21 protein-coding genes are annotated in these 22,196 nt (G+C 55.0%); 9 read left to right on the top strand and 12 right to left on the bottom strand.

What is annotated here, in order from left to right; all coding sequences use genetic code 11:
- The first annotated feature begins 155 nt into the window (after positions 1-155).
- Positions 156-1,334 carry a formate-dependent phosphoribosylglycinamide formyltransferase gene (gene purT, locus VI01_RS17385; protein ID WP_038646529.1) on the top strand — a complete coding sequence of 393 codons (1,179 nt, stop codon included), beginning with the start codon at positions 156-158 and terminating at the stop codon, positions 1,332-1,334.
- Between the two features lie 102 nt (positions 1,335-1,436).
- Here the strand turns inward: purT and VI01_RS17380 are convergent, their stop codons facing one another.
- Both VI01_RS17380 and zwf read right to left on the bottom strand, forming a co-directional pair.
- Positions 1,437-2,075 carry a bifunctional 4-hydroxy-2-oxoglutarate aldolase/2-dehydro-3-deoxy-phosphogluconate aldolase gene (locus VI01_RS17380; RefSeq protein WP_034828669.1) on the bottom strand — a complete coding sequence of 213 codons (639 nt, stop codon included), beginning with the start codon at positions 2,073-2,075 and terminating at the stop codon, positions 1,437-1,439.
- A gap of 185 nt (positions 2,076-2,260) precedes the next feature.
- Positions 2,261-3,736, bottom strand: a complete 1,476-nt coding sequence (gene zwf, locus VI01_RS17375) for a glucose-6-phosphate dehydrogenase (RefSeq protein WP_034828667.1) — start codon at positions 3,734-3,736, stop codon at positions 2,261-2,263.
- A gap of 373 nt (positions 3,737-4,109) precedes the next feature.
- Here zwf and VI01_RS17370 point away from each other — a divergent pair, with 373 nt between their 5' ends.
- The 3 genes from VI01_RS17370 to VI01_RS17360 all read left to right on the top strand — a co-directional run bounded on the left by VI01_RS17370 (position 4,110) and on the right by VI01_RS17360 (position 7,843).
- Positions 4,110-4,955 carry a MurR/RpiR family transcriptional regulator gene (locus VI01_RS17370; RefSeq protein WP_045816103.1) on the top strand — a complete coding sequence of 282 codons (846 nt, stop codon included), beginning with the start codon at positions 4,110-4,112 and terminating at the stop codon, positions 4,953-4,955.
- Between the two features lie 117 nt (positions 4,956-5,072).
- Positions 5,073-6,515: a pyruvate kinase gene (gene pyk / locus VI01_RS17365; protein WP_038646525.1), complete on the top strand. Its 1,443-nt coding sequence runs from the start codon at positions 5,073-5,075 to the stop codon at positions 6,513-6,515.
- Positions 6,516-6,607: 92 nt separating this feature from the next.
- Positions 6,608-7,843 (top strand): MFS transporter, encoded by a 1,236-nt coding sequence (locus VI01_RS17360; protein ID WP_045816052.1) that lies wholly within the window; start codon positions 6,608-6,610, stop codon positions 7,841-7,843.
- Between the two features lie 25 nt (positions 7,844-7,868).
- On the opposite strand, the gene lpxM is transcribed toward VI01_RS17360, so the two are convergent.
- From lpxM to znuA, 3 genes are all read right to left on the bottom strand, one after another.
- Positions 7,869-8,846, bottom strand: a complete 978-nt coding sequence (gene lpxM / locus VI01_RS17355; protein WP_038646521.1) for a lauroyl-Kdo(2)-lipid IV(A) myristoyltransferase — start codon at positions 8,844-8,846, stop codon at positions 7,869-7,871.
- Positions 8,847-8,973: 127 nt separating this feature from the next.
- Entirely contained in the window at positions 8,974-10,302 is a 1,329-nt protein-coding gene (mepM, locus tag VI01_RS17350) for a murein DD-endopeptidase MepM (protein WP_045816051.1), read from the bottom strand.
- A gap of 14 nt (positions 10,303-10,316) precedes the next feature.
- Complete coding sequence (gene znuA, locus VI01_RS17345) at positions 10,317-11,288, bottom strand: zinc ABC transporter substrate-binding protein ZnuA (protein WP_045816050.1); 972 nt, start codon at positions 11,286-11,288, stop codon at positions 10,317-10,319.
- Between the two features lie 77 nt (positions 11,289-11,365).
- Here znuA and znuC point away from each other — a divergent pair, with 77 nt between their 5' ends.
- Positions 11,366-12,121 (top strand): zinc ABC transporter ATP-binding protein ZnuC, encoded by a 756-nt coding sequence (gene znuC / locus VI01_RS17340; RefSeq protein ID WP_038650045.1) that lies wholly within the window; start codon positions 11,366-11,368, stop codon positions 12,119-12,121.
- The gene (gene znuB, locus VI01_RS17335) at positions 12,118-12,903 is read left to right on the top strand and encodes a zinc ABC transporter permease subunit ZnuB (protein WP_038646513.1); all 786 of its coding nucleotides are present in this window, start codon (positions 12,118-12,120) and stop codon (positions 12,901-12,903) included. Before znuC ends, znuB begins: the two co-directional genes overlap by 4 nt.
- Positions 12,904-12,973: 70 nt before the next feature.
- Here znuB and ruvB read toward each other — a convergent pair whose 3' ends face one another.
- The 6 genes from ruvB to aspS all read right to left on the bottom strand — a co-directional run bounded on the left by ruvB (position 12,974) and on the right by aspS (position 18,655).
- Positions 12,974-13,978 (bottom strand): Holliday junction branch migration DNA helicase RuvB, encoded by a 1,005-nt coding sequence (gene ruvB / locus VI01_RS17330; RefSeq protein WP_045816049.1) that lies wholly within the window; start codon positions 13,976-13,978, stop codon positions 12,974-12,976.
- An 8-nt stretch (positions 13,979-13,986) separates the two neighbouring features.
- Positions 13,987-14,601 carry a Holliday junction branch migration protein RuvA gene (gene ruvA / locus VI01_RS17325; protein ID WP_034828652.1) on the bottom strand — a complete coding sequence of 205 codons (615 nt, stop codon included), beginning with the start codon at positions 14,599-14,601 and terminating at the stop codon, positions 13,987-13,989.
- 207 nt (positions 14,602-14,808) lie between these two features.
- Complete coding sequence (ruvC, locus tag VI01_RS17320; protein WP_038646509.1) at positions 14,809-15,336, bottom strand: crossover junction endodeoxyribonuclease RuvC; 528 nt, start codon at positions 15,334-15,336, stop codon at positions 14,809-14,811.
- Between the two features lie 37 nt (positions 15,337-15,373).
- On the bottom strand, positions 15,374-16,117 hold the full coding sequence (locus tag VI01_RS17315; RefSeq protein WP_038646507.1) for a YebC/PmpR family DNA-binding transcriptional regulator: 744 nt from the start codon (positions 16,115-16,117) through the stop codon (positions 15,374-15,376).
- Between the two features lie 325 nt (positions 16,118-16,442).
- Positions 16,443-16,874 carry a dihydroneopterin triphosphate diphosphatase gene (gene nudB, locus VI01_RS17310; protein WP_045816048.1) on the bottom strand — a complete coding sequence of 144 codons (432 nt, stop codon included), beginning with the start codon at positions 16,872-16,874 and terminating at the stop codon, positions 16,443-16,445.
- Positions 16,874-18,655 carry an aspartate--tRNA ligase gene (gene aspS / locus VI01_RS17305; protein ID WP_045816047.1) on the bottom strand — a complete coding sequence of 594 codons (1,782 nt, stop codon included), beginning with the start codon at positions 18,653-18,655 and terminating at the stop codon, positions 16,874-16,876. The genes nudB and aspS overlap by 1 nt, the downstream gene beginning before the upstream one ends.
- A gap of 233 nt (positions 18,656-18,888) precedes the next feature.
- Here aspS and VI01_RS17300 point away from each other — a divergent pair, with 233 nt between their 5' ends.
- The 3 genes from VI01_RS17300 (at position 18,889) to cmoB (ending at position 21,481) form a co-directional block, all read left to right on the top strand.
- Positions 18,889-19,710, top strand: a complete 822-nt coding sequence (locus VI01_RS17300) for a DUF72 domain-containing protein (protein ID WP_045816046.1) — start codon at positions 18,889-18,891, stop codon at positions 19,708-19,710.
- A 77-nt stretch (positions 19,711-19,787) separates the two neighbouring features.
- Entirely contained in the window at positions 19,788-20,516 is a 729-nt protein-coding gene (cmoA, locus tag VI01_RS17295) for a carboxy-S-adenosyl-L-methionine synthase CmoA (RefSeq protein WP_038646496.1), read from the top strand.
- On the top strand, positions 20,513-21,481 hold the full coding sequence (gene cmoB / locus VI01_RS17290) for a tRNA 5-methoxyuridine(34)/uridine 5-oxyacetic acid(34) synthase CmoB (RefSeq protein WP_045816045.1): 969 nt from the start codon (positions 20,513-20,515) through the stop codon (positions 21,479-21,481). Before cmoA ends, cmoB begins: the two co-directional genes overlap by 4 nt.
- Before the next feature lie 3 nt (positions 21,482-21,484).
- Here cmoB and VI01_RS17285 read toward each other — a convergent pair whose 3' ends face one another.
- A complete protein-coding gene (locus tag VI01_RS17285) occupies positions 21,485-22,105 on the bottom strand; it encodes a LysE family translocator (RefSeq protein WP_045816044.1) in 621 nt (206 codons plus the stop codon).
- Positions 22,106-22,196 lie beyond the last annotated feature (91 nt).

Genomic DNA, 22,196 nt, shown 5'->3' with positions numbered 1-22,196 from the left:
ACTCCCGTTTAAGTTTCCGCGTTCCATGCTGCCGCAGCTTGTGTCAGGTAACGTCAGAGCGGGAAAAGTATGGCAAACCTGATGAAGGTGAATGCGTGAGTACGCAAACGTTTTCGTATATACTGCGCGCGCATTTTGACTGCTAAGGTGAAATTATGACGACTCTCGGAACCGCGCTGCGCCCTGCCGCAACGCGTGTGATGCTGTTAGGTTCAGGCGAATTGGGCAAAGAAGTGGCGCTGGAGTGTCAGCGTCTGGGTGTGGAAGTGATTGCCGTGGATCGTTATGCCGATGCACCTGCAATGCACGTTGCGCACCGTAGCCACGTGATCAATATGCTGGACGGTGATGCGCTGGCTGCGTTAATCGCGCAGGAAAAGCCGCACTTTGTGGTGCCAGAAATTGAAGCTATTGCCACTGAGAAACTGCTGGAACTGGAAGCACAAGGCCAGAAAGTGGTGCCTACCGCGCGTGCTGCGCGCCTGACCATGAACCGCGAAGGTATTCGCCGTCTGGCGGCAGAAGAGTTGTCGTTACCGACTTCAACCTATCAGTTCGCTGACAGCAAAGAGAATTTCGTAGCGGCCGCCAATGAAATTGGCTTCCCGTGCATCGTTAAACCGGTGATGAGTTCATCGGGCAAAGGTCAGAGCTTCATCCGCGAAGCGAGCCAGCTGGATAAAGCCTGGGATTACGCGCAGCAAGGCGGTCGTGCCGGTGCCGGTCGCGTGATCGTTGAAGGCGTGGTGAAATTTGATTTCGAAATCACCCTGCTAACCATCAGCGCAGTAGATGGCATCCATTTCTGCGCGCCGATTGGCCATCGTCAGGAAGATGGCGATTACCGTGAATCCTGGCAGCCACAGCAGATGACCGACCTGGCGCTGCAACGCGCTCAGGATATTGCAGCCAACGTGGTGAAAGCATTAGGTGGATACGGTCTGTTTGGCGTTGAGCTGTTTGTCTGCGGTGATGAGGTAGTGTTTAGCGAAGTGTCGCCACGCCCACACGATACCGGCATGGTAACGCTGATCTCTCAGGATCTGTCCGAGTTTGCTCTGCATGTGCGCGCGTTCCTCGGCTTGCCAATCGGTGGTATTCGCCAGTATGGCCCGGCGGCTTCGGCGGTGATCCTGCCACAGCTGGACAGCAACAATGTGCAGTTCGTGAACATCGAAGCGGCATTGGGTGCCGGTCTGCAACTGCGCCTGTTCGGCAAGCCGGAAATTGCCGGTCAGCGTCGCCTCGGCGTAGCACTGGCTACCGGTGACAATACCGACGAGGCGATTGCGCGTGCCGTAGCAAGCGCCGCAGCCGTGAAAGTTGAGGGCTAATACCCTCGGCTGCTATTCGTCTATTAAGACAGCGTGAAAGGGCGGCCACCAGGCCGCCCTTTCAGTTCCAATAATGCATGCTCAATTAAATCTGCAAATGCGTTATTTCGCGCCTTCAACGGCTTCGCGAGCCAGACGCGTAATGCGATCCCAATCGCCGCTTTCCAGCGCATCATTCGGCACCAACCACGAACCACCAATACAGAGCACGCTTTTCAGCGCCAGGTAGTCACGATAGTTGGCGGGTGAAATACCGCCGGTTGGGCAGAAACGCACCTGCGGGAACGGACCGCCAATCGCTGACAGCGCTTTAACACCCCCATTTGCCTCAGCCGGGAAGAACTTAAACTCACGCAGGCCATAATCCATACCCAACATCAGTTCAGAAACGGTGCTGATGCCCGGAATCAGTGGTACCGGACCTTCAACTGCGGCTTTCAGCAACGGCTCCGTCAAGCCTGGGCTGATCACGAACTGCGCACCGGCGTCAGTCACCTCTTTCAGCTGCTGGGTGTTGATCACTGTGCCCGCGCCGACAATCGCTTCTGGCACTTCTTTGATCATCGCACGCAGCGCGTCCATCGCGACCGGCGTTCGCAGCGTCACTTCCAGTACGCGCACACCACCGGCCACCAGAGCTTTGGCCATCGGCACGGCGTGTTCCAGTTTATTCACCACGATCACCGGCACAACCGGGCCCGTCGTCATGATCTGTTCAGCAGTGGTTTTCCAGTTCTTCATCACGTTTCCTTAGTTGCATCAGCCCGACTCACATCCGGCTGTCAATGTTTGGGCTCTACCATACAAGATTGGCTGGAGCGGCGTCTATCGGATATCAAAATTTTTTGAAACTCTGGTTCAGTTTTAAGAAAAATGAATTTTGGGCACAAAAAAGCCCGCTTAATGGCGGGCTTAGATATCAAGGCTTATTCAAACTCATTCCACGAACGGCCATCACGCGTAATCATCGCGACGGAAGCCACCGGGCCCCAGGTGCCGGCCTGGTATGGCTTAGGCGCTTCGGCATCGGCGTTCCAGGCATCAATGATGGAATCCACCCAGCCCCACGCCGCTTCCACTTCGTCACGGCGTACAAACAGCGCCTGAATACCACGCATGGTTTCCAGCAGCAGACGCTCATAGGCATCCGCCAGATGCGACTGGTTGAAGGTCTCGGAGTAGCTCAGATCCAGCTTGGTGGTCTGCAGTTTGTGCTTGTGGTCCAGACCCGGCACTTTGTTCAGGATCTCGATATCCACACCTTCATCTGGCTGCAGACGAATAGTCAGCTTGTTCTGCGGCAGTTCAGCGTAGGAGTCTTTGAACAGGTTCATCTCTGGGTTCTTGAAGTACACCACAACCTCAGAGCATTTGGTCGGCAAGCGCTTACCGGTGCGCAGGTAGAACGGCACGCCCGCCCAGCGCCAGTTGTCGATATCAACACGGATCGCCACGAAGCTCTCGGTGGCGCTCTGCTTGTTCGCGCCCTCTTCTTCCAGGTAGCCTGGCACTTTTTTGCCCTGCACGAAGCCGGCGGTGTATTGGCCACGCACGGTTTTTTCACGCACGTTGGTTTGGTCGATACGACGCAGCGAACGCAGTACCTTCACTTTCTCATCACGGATGGCATCCGCACTGAGATCGGATGGCGGTGACATGGCGATCATGGTGAGGATCTGCAACAGGTGGTTCTGGATCATGTCACGCATCTGGCCAGCTTTATCGAAGTAACCCCAACGGCCTTCGATACCCACCTCTTCCGCCACGGTAATCTGCACGTGATCGATGGTGCGGTTATCCCAGTTATTGACGAAGATGGAGTTGGCGAAACGCAGTGCCAGCAGGTTCAGTACCGTCTCTTTACCGAGATAGTGGTCAATACGGAACACCTGGCTCTCTTCGAAGTACTTGCCAACGCTGTCATTGATCTCTTGCGAGGTCTCGAGCGAGGTGCCGAGCGGCTTCTCCATCACCACGCGCGCCGGTTTAGCATTCAACTTGGCGGCGCCCAGACCGTCGCAAATTGCACCAAAGGTGCTCGGCGGCATGGCGAAGTAGTTGATGGTGACACGATCTTTCTGGTCAAGCATCTTGCCCAGTTTGGTGAAATGCGAGGTGTCGTTAACGTCGAGGTTGCAGAAATCGAGACGGCTGCTGAGTTTATCCCACAGCGCTTCGTCGATTTTCTCCTTCATGAAGGTTTCCAGCGCTTCACGGACCACTTTGGTGTACGCGTCTTTGTCCCACTCCGCGCGCCCCACGCCGATGATGCGTGTGGTGTCGTGAATCTGACCGGCTTTCTCCAGCTGATACAGTGAAGGCAACAGTTTCCGGCGAGCAAGATCGCCTTTGGCACCGAAAATAACCAGATCGCATGCCTGGGCTGTTTGTGTTACCGCCATTTTCCTCTCCTCGTTGCAGGATATACCCGGTTTGAGCGTCCTCATCATCCCAGGTCCTTATTGTAATTTTCTTACAGCACAATGTACTTTTTTCCCCGCATCGGAACAACCCAGACGCGGTGTGGCATTAGCCATTACTTTGAACATGATGGCGAACAAAGGTGTGTTGTGGTGTGCGCTTTTGCCGCTTTTTCTGTTTCGATGTTTGTCGGGATAAAACCCGGCAACGATCAAAGTATGACAAAAAAAACGCGCTTACATTTGTCCGCTGCTGCGTGCGAGGGTGTATTACACGGTATATTGTTGTGAATTGGCAGCGTTTTATCATGTGATGAACGCGACGAAAGTGATTGAGACGCATCGGGTTAACGACATGCTGGAACATATTCAGGCGCAACTTCACGCGCTGAGCAAATCAGAACGGAAAGTGGCAGAACAGATTCTTGCCGCTCCGCAGCAGGCGATGCACTCCAGCATCGCCACCCTGGCCCGTGCCGCCGATGTCAGCGAACCGACCGTCAATCGCTTTTGTCATCGTATGGGCACGCGCGGCTTCCCCGACTTCAAGTTACGGCTGGCGCAGAGTCTGGCGAAAGGACCGAACTGGGTCAGTCGCGATGTGGAAGAAAATGACAGCGTTGAAAGTTACAGCCACAAGATTTTTGATTCCGCCCTCGCCGGCTTAAGCCATGTGCGCCAACAGTTGGATCTACAGGTCATTGATCAAGCCGTTTTGGCTCTGACTCAGGCCCGAAAAATCGCCTTCTTTGGTCTTGGTGCCTCAGCGGTTGTGGCGCACGACGCGACCAATAAATTCCTGCGCTTTAATCTGCCGGTCATCTGGTCAGAGGATATTGTGATCCAGCGCATGAGTTGCATAAATAGTGGGCCAAATGACGTTTTTGTTCTCATATCACATACTGGTCGAACCAAAAATATGATAGAACTGGCTCGCCTGGCGCGTGTAAACGCTTCCACAGTACTGGCTATCACCTCTCCGGGTTCACCCCTTGCGGCAGAAGCAACCCTCGCACTGACGCTCGATGTACCTGAAGATACGGATATCTACCTGCCGATGGTTTCCCGCCTTGCGCAATTAACCGTGGTTGATGTTTTGGCGACAGGTTTTACCCTTGAGCGTGGCGCGGCTTTCCGCGAAAATCTGAAACGGGTGAAAGAAGCGCTCAAAGATTCGCGCCTGGAAAAGCGGGTGCAGTAAAATAATTAACATCACATTCACAATGTGAGTCGAATCACAGCCCATCGATCATATAGAATATGCGATTACACCGTGTCCCCTTGAGAGTGACACGAACCTTTGTCAACGGAGTCCTTCATGTCAAGACGTCTCAGAAGAACCAAGATCGTAACTACCCTCGGCCCAGCCACCGATCGCGACAATAACCTCGAAAAAATCATCGCGGCGGGCGCGAACGTGGTGCGACTCAATTTCTCCCACGGCACCCCGGAAGACCACCAGATGCGCGCCAACAAGGTGCGTGAGATTGCCGCTAAGCTTGGCCGTCACGTGGCGATTCTGGGCGACCTGCAAGGTCCAAAAATTCGTGTTTCCACCTTCAAAGAAGGCAAAGTCTTCCTGAATGTCGGCGATCGCTTCCTGCTGGATGCGGATATGGGCAAAGGCGAAGGCGATAAAGAGAAAGTCGGTATCGACTACAAAGGCCTGCCAGAAGACGTAGTGCCAGGCGACATCCTGCTGCTGGATGATGGTCGCGTGCAGTTGAAGGTGCTGGAAGTTCAGGGTGTGAAAGTCTTCACCGAAGTCACTGTCGGCGGCCCGCTTTCCAACAATAAAGGCATCAATAAACTCGGTGGCGGTCTGTCTGCAGAAGCGCTGACGGAGAAAGATAAAGTCGATATCATCACCGCCGCGAAAATCGGCGTGGATTATCTTGCCGTGTCCTTCCCACGTAATGGGGAAGACATGAACTACGCTCGCCGCCTGGCGCGCGATGCAGGTTGTGATGCCAAACTGGTGGCCAAAGTCGAACGTGCTGAAGCCGTTGCGTCACAGGAAGCGATGGATGATATCATCCTCGCCTCTGACGTAGTGATGGTCGCACGTGGCGACCTCGGCGTTGAGATTGGTGATCCAGAACTGGTGGGTATCCAGAAGGCGCTGATTCGTCGTGCGCGTCAGCTGAACCGTACCATCATCACCGCCACGCAGATGATGGAGTCGATGATCACCAACCCGATGCCAACCCGCGCTGAAGTGATGGACGTGGCGAACGCCGTGCTGGATGGTACCGATGCTGTGATGTTGTCAGCTGAAACGGCTGCTGGCCAGTATCCAGCGGAAACCGTGTCTGCGATGGCGAAAGTGTGCCTCGGTGCGGAAAAAATCCCAAGCGTCAACGTGTCTAAGCACCGTCTTGAAGTGCAGTTCGACAACGTGGAAGAAGCGATTGCGATGTCCGCGATGTATGCAGCCAACCACCTGCAGGGTGTTTCTGCCATCATCACCATGACCGAATCGGGCCGTACCGCGCTGATGACCTCACGTATCACTTCTGGCCTGCCGATCTTCGCCATGTCACGTCACGAACGTACATTGAACCTGACTGCGCTGTATCGCGGCGTGACGCCGGTTTACTTCGACAGCAATAATGATGGTGTAGCCGCCGCGCATGATGCAGTGAACCTGCTGCGCGACAAAGGTTTCCTCGTCTCGGGCGACTTGGTGATTGTCACCCAGGGCGACGTGATGGCGACCACCGGCACCACCAACACCAGCCGTGTTCTGCGCGTAGACTAAACGCGCACGCTCCACCAACAGCGGCTGTAACAACATGGATAAACGCGACTGCCTGGCAGTCGCGTTTTTATTTTTTCTGACAAGGAGGCCAGATGGCCCGCTATCAACCGATTACCCAACTCACCGGACGGGTGCTGCTGTTCCCGCTCGCGCTGGTGTTGTTTGAGTTCGCGACTTACATCGCCCATGACATGATTCAGCCCGGCATGCTGCTGGTCACTTCTGAATTCAACGTCGGCCCGGAATGGGTGTCGACTTCTCTTACTGCTTATCTGATGGGCGGCGTGGTGCTGCAGTGGCTGCTCGGTCCGCTATCGGACAAATATGGTCGCCGTCCAGTCCTGCTGTTCGGCATTCTGTTCTTTGCTGCGGCCTGCATTCTGACCACTTGGGTCACGAACATCGAACAGTTTGTCACCCTGCGCTTTATCCAGGGCATCAGCCTGTGCTTTATCGGTGCTGTCAGTTATGCCGCAGTGCAGGAAGCGTTTGATGAGGCTTTAGCGGTGCGCATGATGGCGTTAATGGCTAACGTGGCCCTCTTAGCCCCGCTGGCCGGTCCGCTGGCAGGTGCCGCCTGGTTGACCGTGGGTGAATGGCGTAGCATGTTCTGGCTGTTTGCGATTTGTAGCGTGGTGGCTTTTGTGGTGCTGTGGCGCATCATGCCGGAAACCGCTGGCGATCGCAGTCACTCCATTGCCCTGCCCAATCTGGCACGCGCCTATGGCCGTCTGGCACGCGATCGTCAGGTGATATATGGATCTTTCGCTATTGGCCTGGTGTTTATTCCGATTCTGACCTGGGTTGCCCTGTCGCCCGTGATTCTGATGCACGACGAAGGCTTATCGCGCATGGAGTATGCGCTGCTGCAACTGCCAGTGTTCCTCGCCATGATCGCTGGCAACCTGACGCTGGGCAAACTGGCGGGTCGCGTTCCCATCGAGCAGCCGGTCAAATTCGCCGCCTGGCCGATTTTGATAGGCTTGAGCATCTCGTTGCTGGCTAACCTGCTCGACAGCCATACCTACCTGCTGCTGACCGCAGGATTGAGCCTGTATGCCTTTGGCGCAGGCATGGTCAACGCCGGTCTGTATCGTCTGACGCTGTATTCCAGCAGCGAAGGTAAAGGCAGCGTGGCAGCCATGCTAGGTATGATCAGTATTCTGACGCTGGCCATCGGGATTGAACTGGCGAAAGCAGGCTACTTTAGTGGGGGCACGCCATGGTTCAGCGGCATCAATTTTGCGGCGGGTATGCTGTGGTTTGGCCTGGTCACGCTGTTCCTGCGTGAACGTATCCGACGCAGCCACGTTGAATCGGTAAAATAATCAAAGGGGCCAATCGGCCCCTTCGTTATTTCTTGCGAGGATAAAGCTCCTTGCGCGCATAAGGTTCAATATCCCCTTCTTTGCGCGTTTTCAGCAGCTTTAAAATCCAGGTGTATTGCTCTGGATGCGGCCGCACAAATATCTCAACTTCCTCATTCATTCGCCGCGCCAGGGTGTTATCGTCGGCATCCAGCAAATCGTCCATCGGCGGACGCACATAGATTTCCAGACGATGGGTCTCGCTGTTGTACACCGGAAACAGTGGCACCACGCGCGCTCGACATACTTTCATCAATCGGCCGACCGCGGGCAGTGTTGCTTTATAGGTGGCAAAGAAATCCACGAACTCACTGTGCTCCGGGCCGTGATCCTGGTCCGGCAGATAGTAACCGTAATAGCCCTGACGCACCGAGGCGATAAATGGCTTAATGCCGTCATTACGCGCATGCATGCGGCCACCAAAGCGACGGCGTACGGTGTTCCACACATAATCCAGCAGCGGATCGCTCTGATTATGGAACATGGCCGCCATCATCTGGCCCTCTGACGCCAGCAGCATCGCCGGGATATCCACGGCCCAACCGTGCGGCACCAGAAAAATCACGTTCTCTTTGTTGGCCTGCAAGGCTTCGATAATTTCACGTCCGTGCCAGTCAACGCGTTGGCGCACACGAGCCGGATCGCGCATCCCCAACTCAGCCATCATCACCATCGCCTGTGGCGCGGTGGCAAACATACGATCAGCAATCTCTTCGCGCTGTGCTTCGCTTAGCTCCGGCAGGCAATAATAGAGATTGATCAACGCACGACGACGCGCACTTTTTGCCAGCTTACCGGCAAACCGCCCCAATCCACCCAAAATCGGGTCGCGCACTTTGGCTGGCAGCATTGCCATGCCCGCCAGCGCACCAATCGCCAGCCAGTTGCCCCAGTATTTCGGTTTTAAAAAAGAACGTTGAAAAACGGGAATAAATTCACTGTTATTTTTCTTTCGGGTTTCCATGCACTCGCCTCTGACAATGACGGGACAATGATAGTGACGGTGGTTAATTTTGCAATCATCATGCGTCAGATAGCAAAAAACCGACGAATAATTCGTCGGTTTTTTCAATATTGGCTACAGAAATGGGTTATTTCAGTGCCAGCTGTGGCAGATAACTCTTCACGTCCGCCAGATAGTTGCTGCGGTCTTTACCCGTCAGCCCTTCCATACGCGGCAGTTTTGCCGTAAGTGGATTGACGGCCTGATTGTTGATCCACACTTCGTAATGCAGATGTGGCCCCGTAGAACGCCCGGTGTTGCCTGACAGCGCAATACGGTCACCGCGCTTCACTTTCTGTCCTGGTTTCACCAGCGCCTTACTCAGGTGCATATAGCGGGTCATATACTGACGACCGTGACGAATCGCCACGTAGTTACCCGCCGCCCCGCCATTTTTGACCATCACCACTTCACCATCACCCACGGCCAATACCGGTGTACCGATCGGCAGCGCGAAATCGACACCCTTATGCGGGGCGATGCGGCCCGTTACCGGGTTAAGACGGCGCGGATTAAAGTTGGAGGAAACGCGATACTGTTTCACCGTCGGGAAGCGCATAAAACCACGGGCAAGGCCTGAGCCGTTGCGATCGTAGAATTTGCCATCTTCAGCGCGGAACGCGTAGTAATCTTTGCCACCGGTACGCAGACGCACGCCGAGCAGCTGGCTCTGCGCACTTTTGCCATCCAGCATCTCGCGAGACATCAGCACGCTGAAATCATCCCCGGCGCGCAGTTTGCGGAAATCCATCTGCCACTGCATGGCTTTAATGACGTTGCTGGTTTCAGCACTGGTCAAGCCAGCACGCTGGGCGCTGGCGCCAAAGCTGCCACGCACTTCACCTTTCAGCACACTATTCTGCCACTCACCCTTTTGCATCTCCTGCTGCATCTTAAAGCTGCCATTCGGCTGACGCTCGTAAGTGCGGGTTTCGCGGCGATCCACTTCCCAGGTAAAGTTTTGCAGTTGACCATCCGCATCCAGCGTCCAGCTGAGTTGCTGGCCGACGCGCAGGTTACGGAAGTCTTTATCGCTACTGACTAGCGCATTGATATCACTGAGATCAATACCATACTGATTCAGTGCGCTGCTCAGGGTATCGCCAGAGGAAACGGTGTAATCGTGTTGATTCGGGTTGTCCTGCACATCTTTATCGATGTCATCGGCCGGAATCTCTTCTTCCGGTTCAACCGTGGTCTGATCAATCGGCTCACTAGCTTCGGGCAACAGCGTGCGCAGTTCGTTTTTGTCCAGCGTGATGTCTTTCACGATGGGGGCAACATCATGGGGATGGTAAACGTAAGGCCGCCAAACAGCGACGGCCAACGTGATAACAGTTAATGAACCCAGCATAACGCGGTGGGGACGCGGCAAATTATTAAATGCGAGGGCGACAGAGCGGGCTATCTGCTGCACTTTTACTTATTCCTCTATGCTCCATTCAGGCAGCTCGCATACTGGCTCGACAACTGTGAGAGGAATTTCACATAGCTGTCTTTGGTTAAGCTGATTCCCATGCCCAGCGGATCAAGTGTGCCTTTGCGCACGTTGGTTCCGCGAGACACGGCATCGATGACGGCCGGCCTGAATTGTGGTTCAGCAAAAACGCATACGGCTTTCTGCTCAACCAACTGTGTTCGTATTTGATGTAAACGCTGGGCGCCCGGTTGGATCTCAGGGTTGACGGTGAAATGTCCAGCAGGGGACAAACCGTAGTGTTTTTCAAAGTAGCTGTATGCATCGTGAAAAACGAAATAACCCTTACTCTTAACGGGGGCAAGCTGCGCGCCAATATGCTTATCCGCATCTGCTAATTCTGCTTCAAACTGCTGCAGGTTCGCGTCAAGTTTGGCTCTGCTTTGCGGCATAAGTTCCAATAATTTTCCGTGGATTGCAACCGCAGATTGTCGCGCAATCTCAGGTGACATCCACAGGTGCATATTAAACTCACCATGGTGGTGGTGTGTATGAGACGGCTCCTGGTCTTCAGACTTATCTGAGTCATGGTAATGATCGTGACCGTGCTCATGTTCGTCCTCGTCTTCACCACCACGAATCAGCAGCGGTTTCACCCCTGACATCGCCGCTATTTCGAGATTTTTAGCCTCAGGTAACTCTGCCGCAGACTTGGTCAGAAACGCCTCCATTTCTGGTCCAACCCATACCACTAAGTCCGCGTTTTTAATACGTTTTACATCAGAAGGACGTAAAGCATAATCATGCTCTGAAGCGCCATCTGGCAACAGCACTTCCACTGGCGTCACGCCATCGGCAATGGCCGCTGCGATAAATCCGATCGGTTTGATTGAAGCTACTACGGCTGAGTGCGCGGGCATCGCGCAGGCGGCGGCGAGTGCCGCAGCAGGAAGAGTAAAAGCGAAGCGCTGCTTAATGTGTAACATAATGCGTCATTCCATCGTGACCTGTTGATGGAATGTGATATTATAACATTCGAAATTCAATGCAACCCGTAAATAATATGTCGTCACTTGTTACACTTGAAAACATCTCCGTGAAGTTTTCCCAGCGCCCTGTGCTAGCAGGTATCAGCCTGACACTGGAGCCGGGGAAAATACTGACGCTGCTTGGGCCGAACGGCGCGGGCAAATCGACGCTGGTCCGGACGGTGCTCGGCCTTCTTACGCCAACAAGCGGTAGCGTCAAACGCACCCCCGGTTTACGCATCGGCTATGTGCCACAGAAGTTGCACATTGATCCGACGTTGCCGATCACCGTTGAACGGTTTATGCGTCTGACGCGTGGCAGCAAGCGTGATGCTATTCTCCCGGCTTTGAAACGCGTGCAGGCCGGACATCTGCTCAATGCGCCTCTGCAAAAACTTTCGGGTGGTGAAACCCAGCGCGTGCTGCTGGCGCGTGCCCTGCTCAATCAACCGCAGTTGCTGGTGTTAGATGAACCTACGCAAGGCGTTGACGTGAATGGGCAAGTGGCGCTCTACGATTTAATCGATCAGCTTCGTCAGGAACTCAACTGTGGCGTACTGATGGTTTCGCACGATCTGCATCTGGTGATGGCAAAAACTGACGAAGTGCTGTGTCTCAACCACCACATCTGCTGTTCCGGCACGCCAGAAGCGGTGTCTCAGCATCCAGAATTTATCGCCATGTTCGGCCCACGTGGCGCGCAGCAACTGGCAATCTATCGCCATCATCACAATCACCGTCACGATTTACAGGGACGAATTGTGCTGCGTAAAGGAAATGGTCCGTCATGATTGAACTGTTATTACCCGGCTGGCTCGGTGGCGTGCTGCTGGCGCTGGCGGCAGGTCCGCTTGGCTCGTTTGTGGTCTGGCGCCGCATGTCTTATTTCGGCGATACGCTTGCGCACGCTTCGCTGCTCGGCGTGGCCTTTGGCCTGCTGCTCAATGTGAATCCCTATTATGCCGTGATTCTGGTGACCGTTTTTCTGGCTCTGGGCTTAGTGTGGCTGGAGCGTCGTCCGCATCTGGCCATTGATACGCTACTCGGCATTATGGCGCACAGCGCGCTATCGCTGGGTTTGGTGGTGGTCAGCCTGATGCAGGGTGTACGCGTCGATTTAATGGCGTATCTGTTTGGTGATTTGCTGGCGGTCACACCGGATGATTTGTGGATGATGGGCGCTGGCGTGGCCATTGTACTGGCAGTGATGGCATGGCAGTGGCGCTCACTGCTGTCGATGACCATCAGCCCGGAGTTGGCGCAAGTGGATGGCGTCAACATTCAACGCACGCGCCTGATGCTGATGCTGGTTACCGCCTTGACCATTGGTGTGGCAATGAAGTTTGTCGGTGCACTGATTATCACCTCACTGCTGATTATTCCCGCCGCCACAGCGCGTCGTTTTTCCCGTTCACCAGAACAGATGGCCGGGTTTGCGGTGATAATTGGCATTCTGGCGGTCACCGGCGGACTGACCTTCTCCGCCACTTACGACACGCCCGCTGGCCCTTCCGTCGTACTCTGCGCCGCTGTGCTGTTCATCATCAGCATGGCGAAAAAGCCAGCGTCGTAATAAAGGGGCCATTAATGGCCCCTCAGCGAATGTTCGATCGTGAAATCGCGCCGCCAGACGAAGGCCGGCTTTACTCTTCGCGGCTGATGCCGAAATGCTTATAGGCATGCTGCGTGGCCAGACGACCGCGCGGCGTGCGCTGAATGAATCCTTGTTGAATCAGGAAGGGTTCAATCACATCTTCAATGGTTTCCCGTTCTTCACCAATCGCCGCCGCCAGGTTATCCAACCCTACCGGACCACCCGAGAACTTGTCGATGATAGCCAGCAACAGCTTGCGGTCCATGTAATCGAAACCCTGATTATCGACGTTGAGCATATCGAGTGCGCTGGCAGAGACTTCACCACTCATCACACCGTTGGCACGAACTTCGGCGTAATCGCGTACACGACGCAATAAACGGTTGGCGATACGTGGTGTACCACGGGCACGGCGCGCCACTTCTAACGCGCCCTCTTCACTCAACGCCAATCCTAAGCACGCTGCACTGCGGCTGACGATGTGTTGCAGGTCCGGTACGTTGTAAAACTCAAGACGCTGCACAATACCAAAGCGATCGCGCAGCGGTGATGTCAGCGAGCCCGCGCGCGTGGTGGCACCAATTAAGGTGAACGGTGGCAAATCGAGTTTAATCGAGCGCGCCGCTGGGCCTTCGCCAATCATAATATCCAGCTGATAGTCTTCCATCGCCGGATAGAGCACCTCTTCCACCACCGGTGATAAGCGGTGGATCTCATCGATAAACAGCACGTCATGAGGTTCGAGGTTGGTCAGCATCGCAGCCAGATCGCCTGCCTTTTCCAGCACCGGACCGGAGGTGGTACGTAAATTCACGCCCATCTCATTCGCCACAATGTTAGCCAGCGTGGTTTTACCTAATCCCGGCGGGCCGAAAATCAGCAGATGGTCCAGCGCATCGCCACGCAGTTGCGCTGCTTTGATGAAGATCTCCATCTGCTCGCGCACCTGCGGTTGCCCCACGTATTCCGCCAGGAGCTTAGGGCGAATGGCTCGGTCGAGGCTCTCTTCTTCATTTATAGAGCCGCCCGAGACCAGGCGATCGGCTTCAATCATGCATTACCTCAAATAGCTGCGCGCAGAGCTTCACGGATCAGCGTTTCGCAATCCGCATCAGGTTTGCCGACTTTACTGATCATGCGGCTGGCTTCTTGCGGTTTATAGCCAAGCGCCACCAGTGCAGCAACCGCTTCGGCCTCAGCGTCATTGGCTGCTGGCGCTTCAGACGGCGTGGTCAATGTGAAGGTCGAGTCACTGCCAAACAGATCGCCGTGCATGCCTTTAAAGCGGTCTTTCATCTCCACCACCAGACGCTCGGCGGTTTTCTTGCCGACGCCAGGCAACTTGATCAATGACGCGATCTCTTCACGCTCAACGGCGGTCACAAACTGTTGAGCTGACATGCCAGAAAGGATCGCCAGTGCCAGCTTTGGCCCCACGCCATTCACTTTTACCAGTTCACGGAACAGCGCACGCTCTTGTTTGTTATTGAAGCCGAACAGCAGCTGCGCATCTTCACGCACCACAAACTGGGTGAAGATAATCGCTTCCTGATTGATCTCCGGCAGCTCGTAGAAGCAGGTCATTGGCATGTGCACTTCATAACCCACACCGTGCGCCTCAATTAACACCAGCGGCGGCTGTTTTTCCAGAATATTGCCTCGTAAGCGACCAATCACCTGAGCAGTTCCTTATGTAATCCTAAAAATACCTGATTGATTTCCGCTGATGTTAAAGCGGCAAGCGAGCGCATCACGATGAACGCACTGAGGTCAGTGATTCAGGTGAACAAGGGCAGCCCGCGCATCAGACAGTGGAAATATGACGGGTATTTATATCATAAAAAAGGCTGGATCAATATCCAGCCTTCAATGTTTGGGTTTTCGTCAGCCGGACCGCAATCGCCCACGCGTCATCACCAGCTTAGCGTCACTCAGTCGCGTGGTGTTTTGGCTCAAATGACAGTGGGTAATCGCAATTGCCAGCGCATCGGCAGCATCAGCTTGCGGGTTAGCGGGTAGTTTCAGCAAGGTGCGCACCATGTGCTGAACCTGACTTTTTTCTGCCCCACCGGTGCCAGTTACCGTTTGCTTGACCTGACGCGCTGCATACTCGAACACCGGCAAATCGAGATTCACCGCCGCCACAATCGCTGCGCCCCGCGCCTGGCCCAGCTTTAGCGCTGAGTCTGCATTCTTCGCCATAAATACCTGCTCGATAGCAAAATAGTCTGGCGAGAATTGGGTGATGATTTCCGTCACCCCGGCGTAAATCAATTTGAGGCGAGAAGGTAGATCGGTAACGTTGGTGCGGATACAGCCGCTGCCCAGATAGCTGAGCTGGCGGCCAACCTGACGAATCACACCGTAACCGGTGACGCGCGAGCCGGGGTCAATCCCGAGAATGATCGCCACTACGCGCCTCCGGCTGTTCGGTTAATGGGAAACGCCATTACAGCGTTTCCGCGATCTCATCAGAAATTTCACCATTATGATAAACTTCCTGCACATCGTCGCAATCTTCCAGCATGTCGATCAGACGCAGCAGTTTGGGTGCTGTTTCCGCATCCATTTCCGCTTTGGTGGAAGGGATCATTGAGACTTCAGCGGTATCCGCTTTCAGGCCACCGGCTTCCAGCGCATCACGCACTGCACCCAGTTCTTCCCACGCGGTAAACACATCAATCGCACCGTCGTCGTAGCTCACCACGTCTTCCGCACCGGCTTCCAGCGCCGCTTCCATGACCGCATCTTCATCCTGGCCTGGCGCAAAGGAGATCACACCCTTTTTGCTGAACAGGTAAGAAACGGAACCGTCGGTGCCGAGGTTGCCACCGGTTTTGGTGAAGGCGTGACGCACTTCGCCCACGGTACGGTTACGGTTGTCACTCAGACACTCGATCATCACCGCTGAGCCGCCTGGACCGTAACCTTCATAGATGATGGTTTCCATGTTGGAATCATCTTCGCCGCCCACGCCGCGTGCAATCGCACGGTTCATGGTGTCACGGGTCATGTTGTTGGACAGGGCTTTGTCCATTGCTGCGCGCAGACGCGGGTTCGAGCCGGCATCGCCGCCGCCCAGTTTCGCTGCGGTCACCAGCTCACGAATGATTTTGGTGAAGATTTTACCGCGCTTAGCGTCCTGCGCCGCCTTGCGGTGCTTGGTATTCGCCCATTTACTATGTCCAGCCATCTTTACTGTTTCTCCGATCTTTTATTTCGCACGAGCTATCTTACTTGCGATCTCGGCTCCCGGCAGTGCTCGCAATCCTCACGTACAAAAGTACGCTCCGGTTGCTGCGCGCTGGCGGTAACCGACCTCGCTGCGCCGATTACGCTCGACTGTTCAATATTAGGGCGGCGTAGAACTGACAATCTGTGCCGATTACGCCATCTGTTCAATTTTAGCGGTGCAAGGTAAACGTCTTGCACCGGATTTTAGTACGAAGGAAATAAGCTTCGTCGAAATTCTGGAATCTACCTTAATCGTCGCCGGAAAAACGCGCGGCGGCGGGCATTCAGGTAAATTCTTCGATTGCCTGGCGGTTACTCCAGGACTTGGTCAGGGCTGCGGCTGCGGCAGGATCGAGCCAGCGCGCGGCGAGATGCTCCGTAAGAAGGAGATCGCGCTCTTGCGGAAGTGCCAGCCGGAACCAGTGTTCACGGTTGTGCGTGATGCCAGGTGCGTAGCGATGGCGATAGTGCGGGAAGATTTCAAACTCAATGTGTTTGTGGCAATCATCCAGCACCAGCTGTTCGCCCGCGACATCGATACCCAGCTCTTCCGACACTTCGCGTTCTGCCGCCTGGCGCGGACTTTCACCCGCTTCCAGGCTGCCCGTCACAGATTGCCAGAAACTTTCATCATCCTGTCGCTGCAGCATTAACACCCGGCCAGTATCTCGCGCAAAAATCACCACCAGCACTGAAACCGGATGTTTATAGCCCATTACTTGTTCTCTGACTTTTCTTTCTTCGGCGCCACAAGAATGCCGAGATCCAACAGCGCTGCCGGGTTGGCTTCGCTTGGCGCTTCGGTCATCAGGCACGCCGCTGCAGTGGTTTTCGGGAACGCGATAACATCACGGATGTTATCGGTGCCGGTCAGCAGCATGGTCAGACGGTCCAGACCAAAGGCCAGGCCCGCATGCGGTGGTGTGCCGTATTTCAGGGCATCCAGCAGGAAGCCAAACTTCTCGCGCTGCTCTTCTTCGGTAATACCGAGAATGCTGAACACGGTCTGCTGCATTTTACCGTTGTGGATACGCACGGAACCGCCGCCCACTTCGTAGCCATTGATCACCATATCGTAAGCGTTCGCCACGGCCTGCGTCGGGTCGACCGCCAGCTGTTCAGCCGTCAGTTCTTTCGGCGAGGTGAACGGGTGGTGCATCGCAGCCAGACCGCCCTCTTCATCCGCTTCAAACATTGGGAAGTCGATGACCCACAGCGGTGCCCACATGCTTTCGTCCGTGATCTTCAGGTCGCGGCCCACTTTCAGACGCAGTGCACCCAGAGCATCTGTGACAATTTTGGCACGGTCAGCGCCGAAGAAGATCAGATCGCCATCTTGTGCAGTGGTGCGGTTCAGAATCGCTTCCACGATTTCTGGCGTCAGGAACTTCGCCACCGGGCTCTGTACACCCTCGAAGCCTTTTGCACGCTCGTTGATCTTCATCCACGCCAGACCTTTGGCGCCATAGATCTCAACAAACTTGGTGTACTCATCAATCTGCTTACGCGTCAGCGCTGCGCCACCCGGCACACGCAGCGCGGCAACACGACCTTTCGGATCGTTAGCCGGGCCAGCGAACACCTGGAATTCCACGCTTTTCAGCAGGTCAGCTACGTCCACCAGCTCCATTGGGTTACGCAGATCGGGTTTGTCAGAACCGTAACGGTTCATGGCTTCGGCAAAGGTCATTTGCGGGAAGTCACCGAGATCCACGCCTTTCACGTCGACCCACAGCTCACGAATCAGACGCTCCATCTTTTCACGCACCTGCTCGGCGGTCATGAAAGAGGTTTCCACGTCGATCTGGGTGAATTCTGGCTGACGGTCAGCACGCAAGTCTTCATCACGGAAGCATTTAACGATCTGATAGTAGCGGTCGAAACCGGACATCATCAGCAGCTGTTTGAACAGCTGTGGGGACTGCGGCAGCGCATAAAATTTGCCTTTATGCACGCGGCTTGGCACCAGATAGTCACGCGCACCTTCTGGCGTGGCTTTGGTCAGCATCGGGGTTTCGATATCGAGGAAGCCCTCGTTATCCATAAAGCGACGCACGAAGCTGGTGATTTTCGCACGGGTTTTCAGACGCTGCGCCATTTCCGGACGACGCAGGTCCAGATAGCGATAGGTCAGACGCGCTTCTTCGCTGTTAGTCTGGTTAGAGTCCAGCGGCAGCGGTTCAGCGCGGTTGATGATGTTCAGCGCATGAGCAAACACTTCGACATCGCCAGTGGCCATATCGCTGTTGCGGTTTTTCTCTTCACGCGCACGCACGGTGCCGGTGATCTGGATACAGAATTCGTTACGCAGCTCAGAGGCCAGCTGGAAAGCGTCCTGATGATCGGCGTCGAAGAATACCTGAGCGATACCTTCACGGTCGCGCATATCGATAAAAATCAGGCTGCCCAGATCGCGACGGCGGTTAACCCAACCGCAGAGAGTGACTTGCTGACCCACGTGAGACAGATTGAGCTGTCCGCAATATTCTGTACGCATAACGTATCCTTTTAACTTCGCCGCTGCTGCCAGACAGCATCAGGCCGCGTAACCTTCTGAGATGCTGTCGCAAAAAAGGCGGCTATTATAATGGAAAAACCCAGGCAGGATAAGTAGAGCCAGATCAAAGCGGACAAAACATTGCGGTTTATCGCACGGATTTTCCTGCCAACACCAAAACAGGGTACATTACCTGGCCTATTCCCGCCCGCAAAAGGATTCAGGAGCCACGTTTGACACTTCGCATTGGATTACCGCAATGGCAGCATCCCCGCTGGAAGCAGTATGGCCTGGAAACTCTGGCGGATTACGCACAGCTGTTTGACTGCGTCGAGGGCAACACCACGCTGTATGCGCTGCCCTCTCCGGAAGCAGTGATGCGCTGGCGCAATATGACACACGATGACTTTCGCTTCTGCTTTAAATTTCCCAACAGCATCAGCCATAAAGCCGCGCTTCGGAACTGCGATGAACTGCTGAACGAATTCTTCCGCTTGCTCGATCCGTTAAGCCAGCGCATCGGGCAGTATTGGCTGCAACTGCCGGCAACCTTTTCACCTGCGCAATTGAAAGACTTGTGGCTGTTCCTCGATAGCCTGCCGCGCGGATTTAGTTACGGCGTGGAAGTGCGCCACGAGCAGTTTTTTGCCAAAGGCGAGGCTGAGCGAGCGCTCAACCGTGGCCTGCTGGAACGCGGCGTGAATCGCGTGATCCTCGATAGCCGTCCGGTGCACGCGTCCACCTCGCAAAGCGCCGCCGCCGTGGACGCCCGGGCGAAAAAACCGCGCGTGCCACCGCATGCTGTGCGCAGCGGTTCGCAACCGATGGTGCGCTTTATCGGCAGCGATAGCGTGGATGAGAGCGTGCCGCTGTTCCAGCCGTGGCAACATAAACTGGCGGAGTGGCAGACAGAAAGCGATCCGATGCTGTTTATCCATACGCCGGATATGGGCGAGGTGTTTCCCTTGCTGCAGGCGCTGTGGCCTCAACTGTTGCAGCTTGAGCCTTCGCTGCGCAATCTGCCCGACTGGCCGCAACAAAGCAGCTTGTTCTAAACTCAAAGCGGGTGCAGCCTGCGGGACTTTCTGACAGAATAGCGCCCTTTCCGATTCCTCTCTCCGGACTTTTCATTATGTCTGACCGCGATACGCTATTTTCCGCACCCATCGATAAGCTGGGTGACTGGACCTTTGACGAGCGCGTGGCTGAAGTCTTTCCCGATATGATTCAGCGCTCGGTGCCGGGTTATTCCAACATCATTTCGATGATTGGCATGCTGGCAGAACGCTTCGTGAAGCCTGATAGCCAGGTTTACGATCTCGGCTGCTCGCTGGGTGCCGCCACGCTCTCTGTCCGCCGCAACATTCACGTGCCGGGCTGCCAGATTATTGCAGTGGACAACTCACCCGCGATGGTGGAACGTTGCCGCCGTCACATTGATGCCTTCCGCGCGGACACGCCGGTGCAGGTGATTGAAGCGGATATTCAGGATATCCATATTGAGAATGCTTCAATGGTGGTGCTGAACTTTACCCTGCAATTCCTTGAGCCTCCTGCACGTCTGGAACTGCTGAAAAAAATCGCCAACGGCTTGAACCCTGGCGGCGCGCTGGTGCTGTCTGAGAAGTTCAGCTTTGAAGATAGCGAAGTGGGCGATCTGCTGTTCAACATGCACCACGATTTTAAACGTGCTAACGGCTATAGCGAACTCGAGATCAGCCAGAAACGCAGCATGCTGGAAAACGTCATGCTCACCGACAGTGTAGAAGCGCACAAAGCGCGTCTGAAAACCGCCGGTTTTGCCCACGCGGAATTGTGGTTCCAGTGCTTTAACTTTGGTTCATTGGTAGCGTTGAAATGATTGATTTTGGCCGTTTTTATCAGCAAATCGCCACCGGCCCATTGGCGAGCTGGCTGGAAGTCTTACCCGCGCAAGTAGCGGCCTGGCAGCGTGAAAATCTGCACGGTAAATTCCGCGACTGGGAAAAGTCAGTGGATTACCTGCCGCTGCTGAACCCGCAAACGCTGGATCTGATCAACAGCGTCACGGCCACGGCTGACGATCTCACCGATCGCCAACGTCTCGGTATTGAAAACCTGTTGCGCAACCTGATGCCCTGGCGCAAAGGTCCTTATTCCCTTTACGGCACCGAGATTGATACCGAATGGCGCTCGGACTGGAAATGGGATCGCGTGCTGCCGCATATCTCGCCGTTGACGCATCGCACGGTGCTGGATGTCGGCTGCGGCAGCGGCTATCACATGTGGCGCATGATTGGCGCAGGCGCGAAGCTGGTGGTCGGCATCGATCCGATGCAGCTGTTCCTGTGTCAGTTCGAAGCCGTGCGCAAGCTGCTGGGTGACGATCGTCGCGCCCATCTGCTGCCACTTGGCATCGAACAACTGCCCGCCTTGCAGGCTTTCGACACCGTGTTTTCCATGGGCGTGCTGTATCACCGCCGCTCGCCGCTTGATCATCTGCTGCAGTTGAAAAACCAGTTGGTGAGTGATGGCGAATTGGTGCTGGAAACGCTGGTGGTGGAAGGCGATGAGAACACCGTACTGGTGCCGGGTGAACGTTATGCGCAAATGCGTAACGTCTACTTTATTCCGTCTGCCGCCGCGTTAAAAGGCTGGCTGGAGAAGTGCGGATTTGTCGATGTGCGCATCGCGGATTACGCGGTGACATCAACGGAAGAGCAACGTCGCACCAGCTGGATGACCAGCGAATCACTGGCCGAGTTCTTTGATCCTAACGACAGCAGCAAAACCATTGAAGGTTATCCAGCACCGCTACGCGCGGTACTGGTGGCACGCAAGCCGTAATGCTTAACGCCGCGACAGCGCCAGCTTCGCGGCGAAACCGATAAACACACAGCCCGTCAAACGATCCATCACTTTCAGCACGGTTGGACGGCGCAGATGCGCAGCAAAATACTGACTGCCGCCAATCAATACCGCATTCCATACCAGGCCAATCATCATATGCGTTAACGCCATCAGGGTGCACCACAGCGCCACTGACGCACCGGCCGGAATAAACTGTGGCAGGAATGTGACATAAAACACACCGACTTTCGGATTTAACAGATTGCCGAATAATCCTCGCGAGAAGCAGGCGAAATAGCTTTGCTCTTTGCCCTGCACACTATGGCTCTCTTCCGCCTGGATGCGGGGATTCAGCAGCAGTTTAACGCCGAGATAGAGCAGATAGGCGGCGCCGACCCACTTCAGCAGGTTATACGCCATTTCGGAAGCCAGCAGCAGCGCGCCGAGACCCAGCCCCACCGCTACGCCCCACACCAGACAGCCCATGGTGACGCCCAAAGCGGTGGCTGATGCCCGTTTCCAGCCTTGTGCGGCGGCGGAACGCAGCACCAGCGCGGTATCAAAGCCTGGCGTTAACGTCAGAATAGTAATGGCAAAAAGAAATGAGAATATCAGTGTCATGGCGAGCTCCCTGTCAGTTGGCCGCTATCTTAACCTTGCCGCAACATCTTGACGATAGTTACCTTCCGTCAGCAATTGATAATAATTCTCA

The sequence above is a fragment of the Pantoea sp. SM3 genome (assembly GCF_000963995.1).
Taxonomy (GTDB): domain Bacteria; phylum Pseudomonadota; class Gammaproteobacteria; order Enterobacterales; family Enterobacteriaceae; genus Pantoea; species Pantoea rwandensis_B.
This window is presented reverse-complemented; position numbering and strand designations above follow the sequence as displayed.

What these genes read in the sequence shown, in the direction of transcription:
- cmoA (WP_038646496.1), top strand. Translation starts at nt 19,788, where the DNA reads ATGTCTGACCGCGATACGCTATTTTCCGCACCCATCGATAAGCTGGGT.
- znuC (WP_038650045.1), top strand. Translation starts at nt 11,366, where the DNA reads ATGTCGTCACTTGTTACACTTGAAAACATCTCCGTGAAGTTTTCCCAG.
- purT (WP_038646529.1), top strand. Translation starts at nt 156, where the DNA reads ATGACGACTCTCGGAACCGCGCTGCGCCCTGCCGCAACGCGTGTGATG.
- VI01_RS17380 (WP_034828669.1), bottom strand. Translation starts at nt 2,075, where the DNA reads ATGAAGAACTGGAAAACCACTGCTGAACAGATCATGACGACGGGCCCG.
- VI01_RS17360 (WP_045816052.1), top strand. Translation starts at nt 6,608, where the DNA reads ATGGCCCGCTATCAACCGATTACCCAACTCACCGGACGGGTGCTGCTG.
- nudB (WP_045816048.1), bottom strand. Translation starts at nt 16,874, where the DNA reads ATGGGCTATAAACATCCGGTTTCAGTGCTGGTGGTGATTTTTGCGCGA.
- pyk (WP_038646525.1), top strand. Translation starts at nt 5,073, where the DNA reads ATGTCAAGACGTCTCAGAAGAACCAAGATCGTAACTACCCTCGGCCCA.
- VI01_RS17315 (WP_038646507.1), bottom strand. Translation starts at nt 16,117, where the DNA reads ATGGCTGGACATAGTAAATGGGCGAATACCAAGCACCGCAAGGCGGCG.
- zwf (WP_034828667.1), bottom strand. Translation starts at nt 3,736, where the DNA reads ATGGCGGTAACACAAACAGCCCAGGCATGCGATCTGGTTATTTTCGGT.
- cmoB (WP_045816045.1), top strand. Translation starts at nt 20,513, where the DNA reads ATGATTGATTTTGGCCGTTTTTATCAGCAAATCGCCACCGGCCCATTG.
- VI01_RS17370 (WP_045816103.1), top strand. Translation starts at nt 4,110, where the DNA reads ATGCTGGAACATATTCAGGCGCAACTTCACGCGCTGAGCAAATCAGAA.
- znuB (WP_038646513.1), top strand. Translation starts at nt 12,118, where the DNA reads ATGATTGAACTGTTATTACCCGGCTGGCTCGGTGGCGTGCTGCTGGCG.
- ruvB (WP_045816049.1), bottom strand. Translation starts at nt 13,978, where the DNA reads ATGATTGAAGCCGATCGCCTGGTCTCGGGCGGCTCTATAAATGAAGAA.
- lpxM (WP_038646521.1), bottom strand. Translation starts at nt 8,846, where the DNA reads ATGGAAACCCGAAAGAAAAATAACAGTGAATTTATTCCCGTTTTTCAA.
- VI01_RS17285 (WP_045816044.1), bottom strand. Translation starts at nt 22,105, where the DNA reads ATGACACTGATATTCTCATTTCTTTTTGCCATTACTATTCTGACGTTA.
- znuA (WP_045816050.1), bottom strand. Translation starts at nt 11,288, where the DNA reads ATGTTACACATTAAGCAGCGCTTCGCTTTTACTCTTCCTGCTGCGGCA.
- aspS (WP_045816047.1), bottom strand. Translation starts at nt 18,655, where the DNA reads ATGCGTACAGAATATTGCGGACAGCTCAATCTGTCTCACGTGGGTCAG.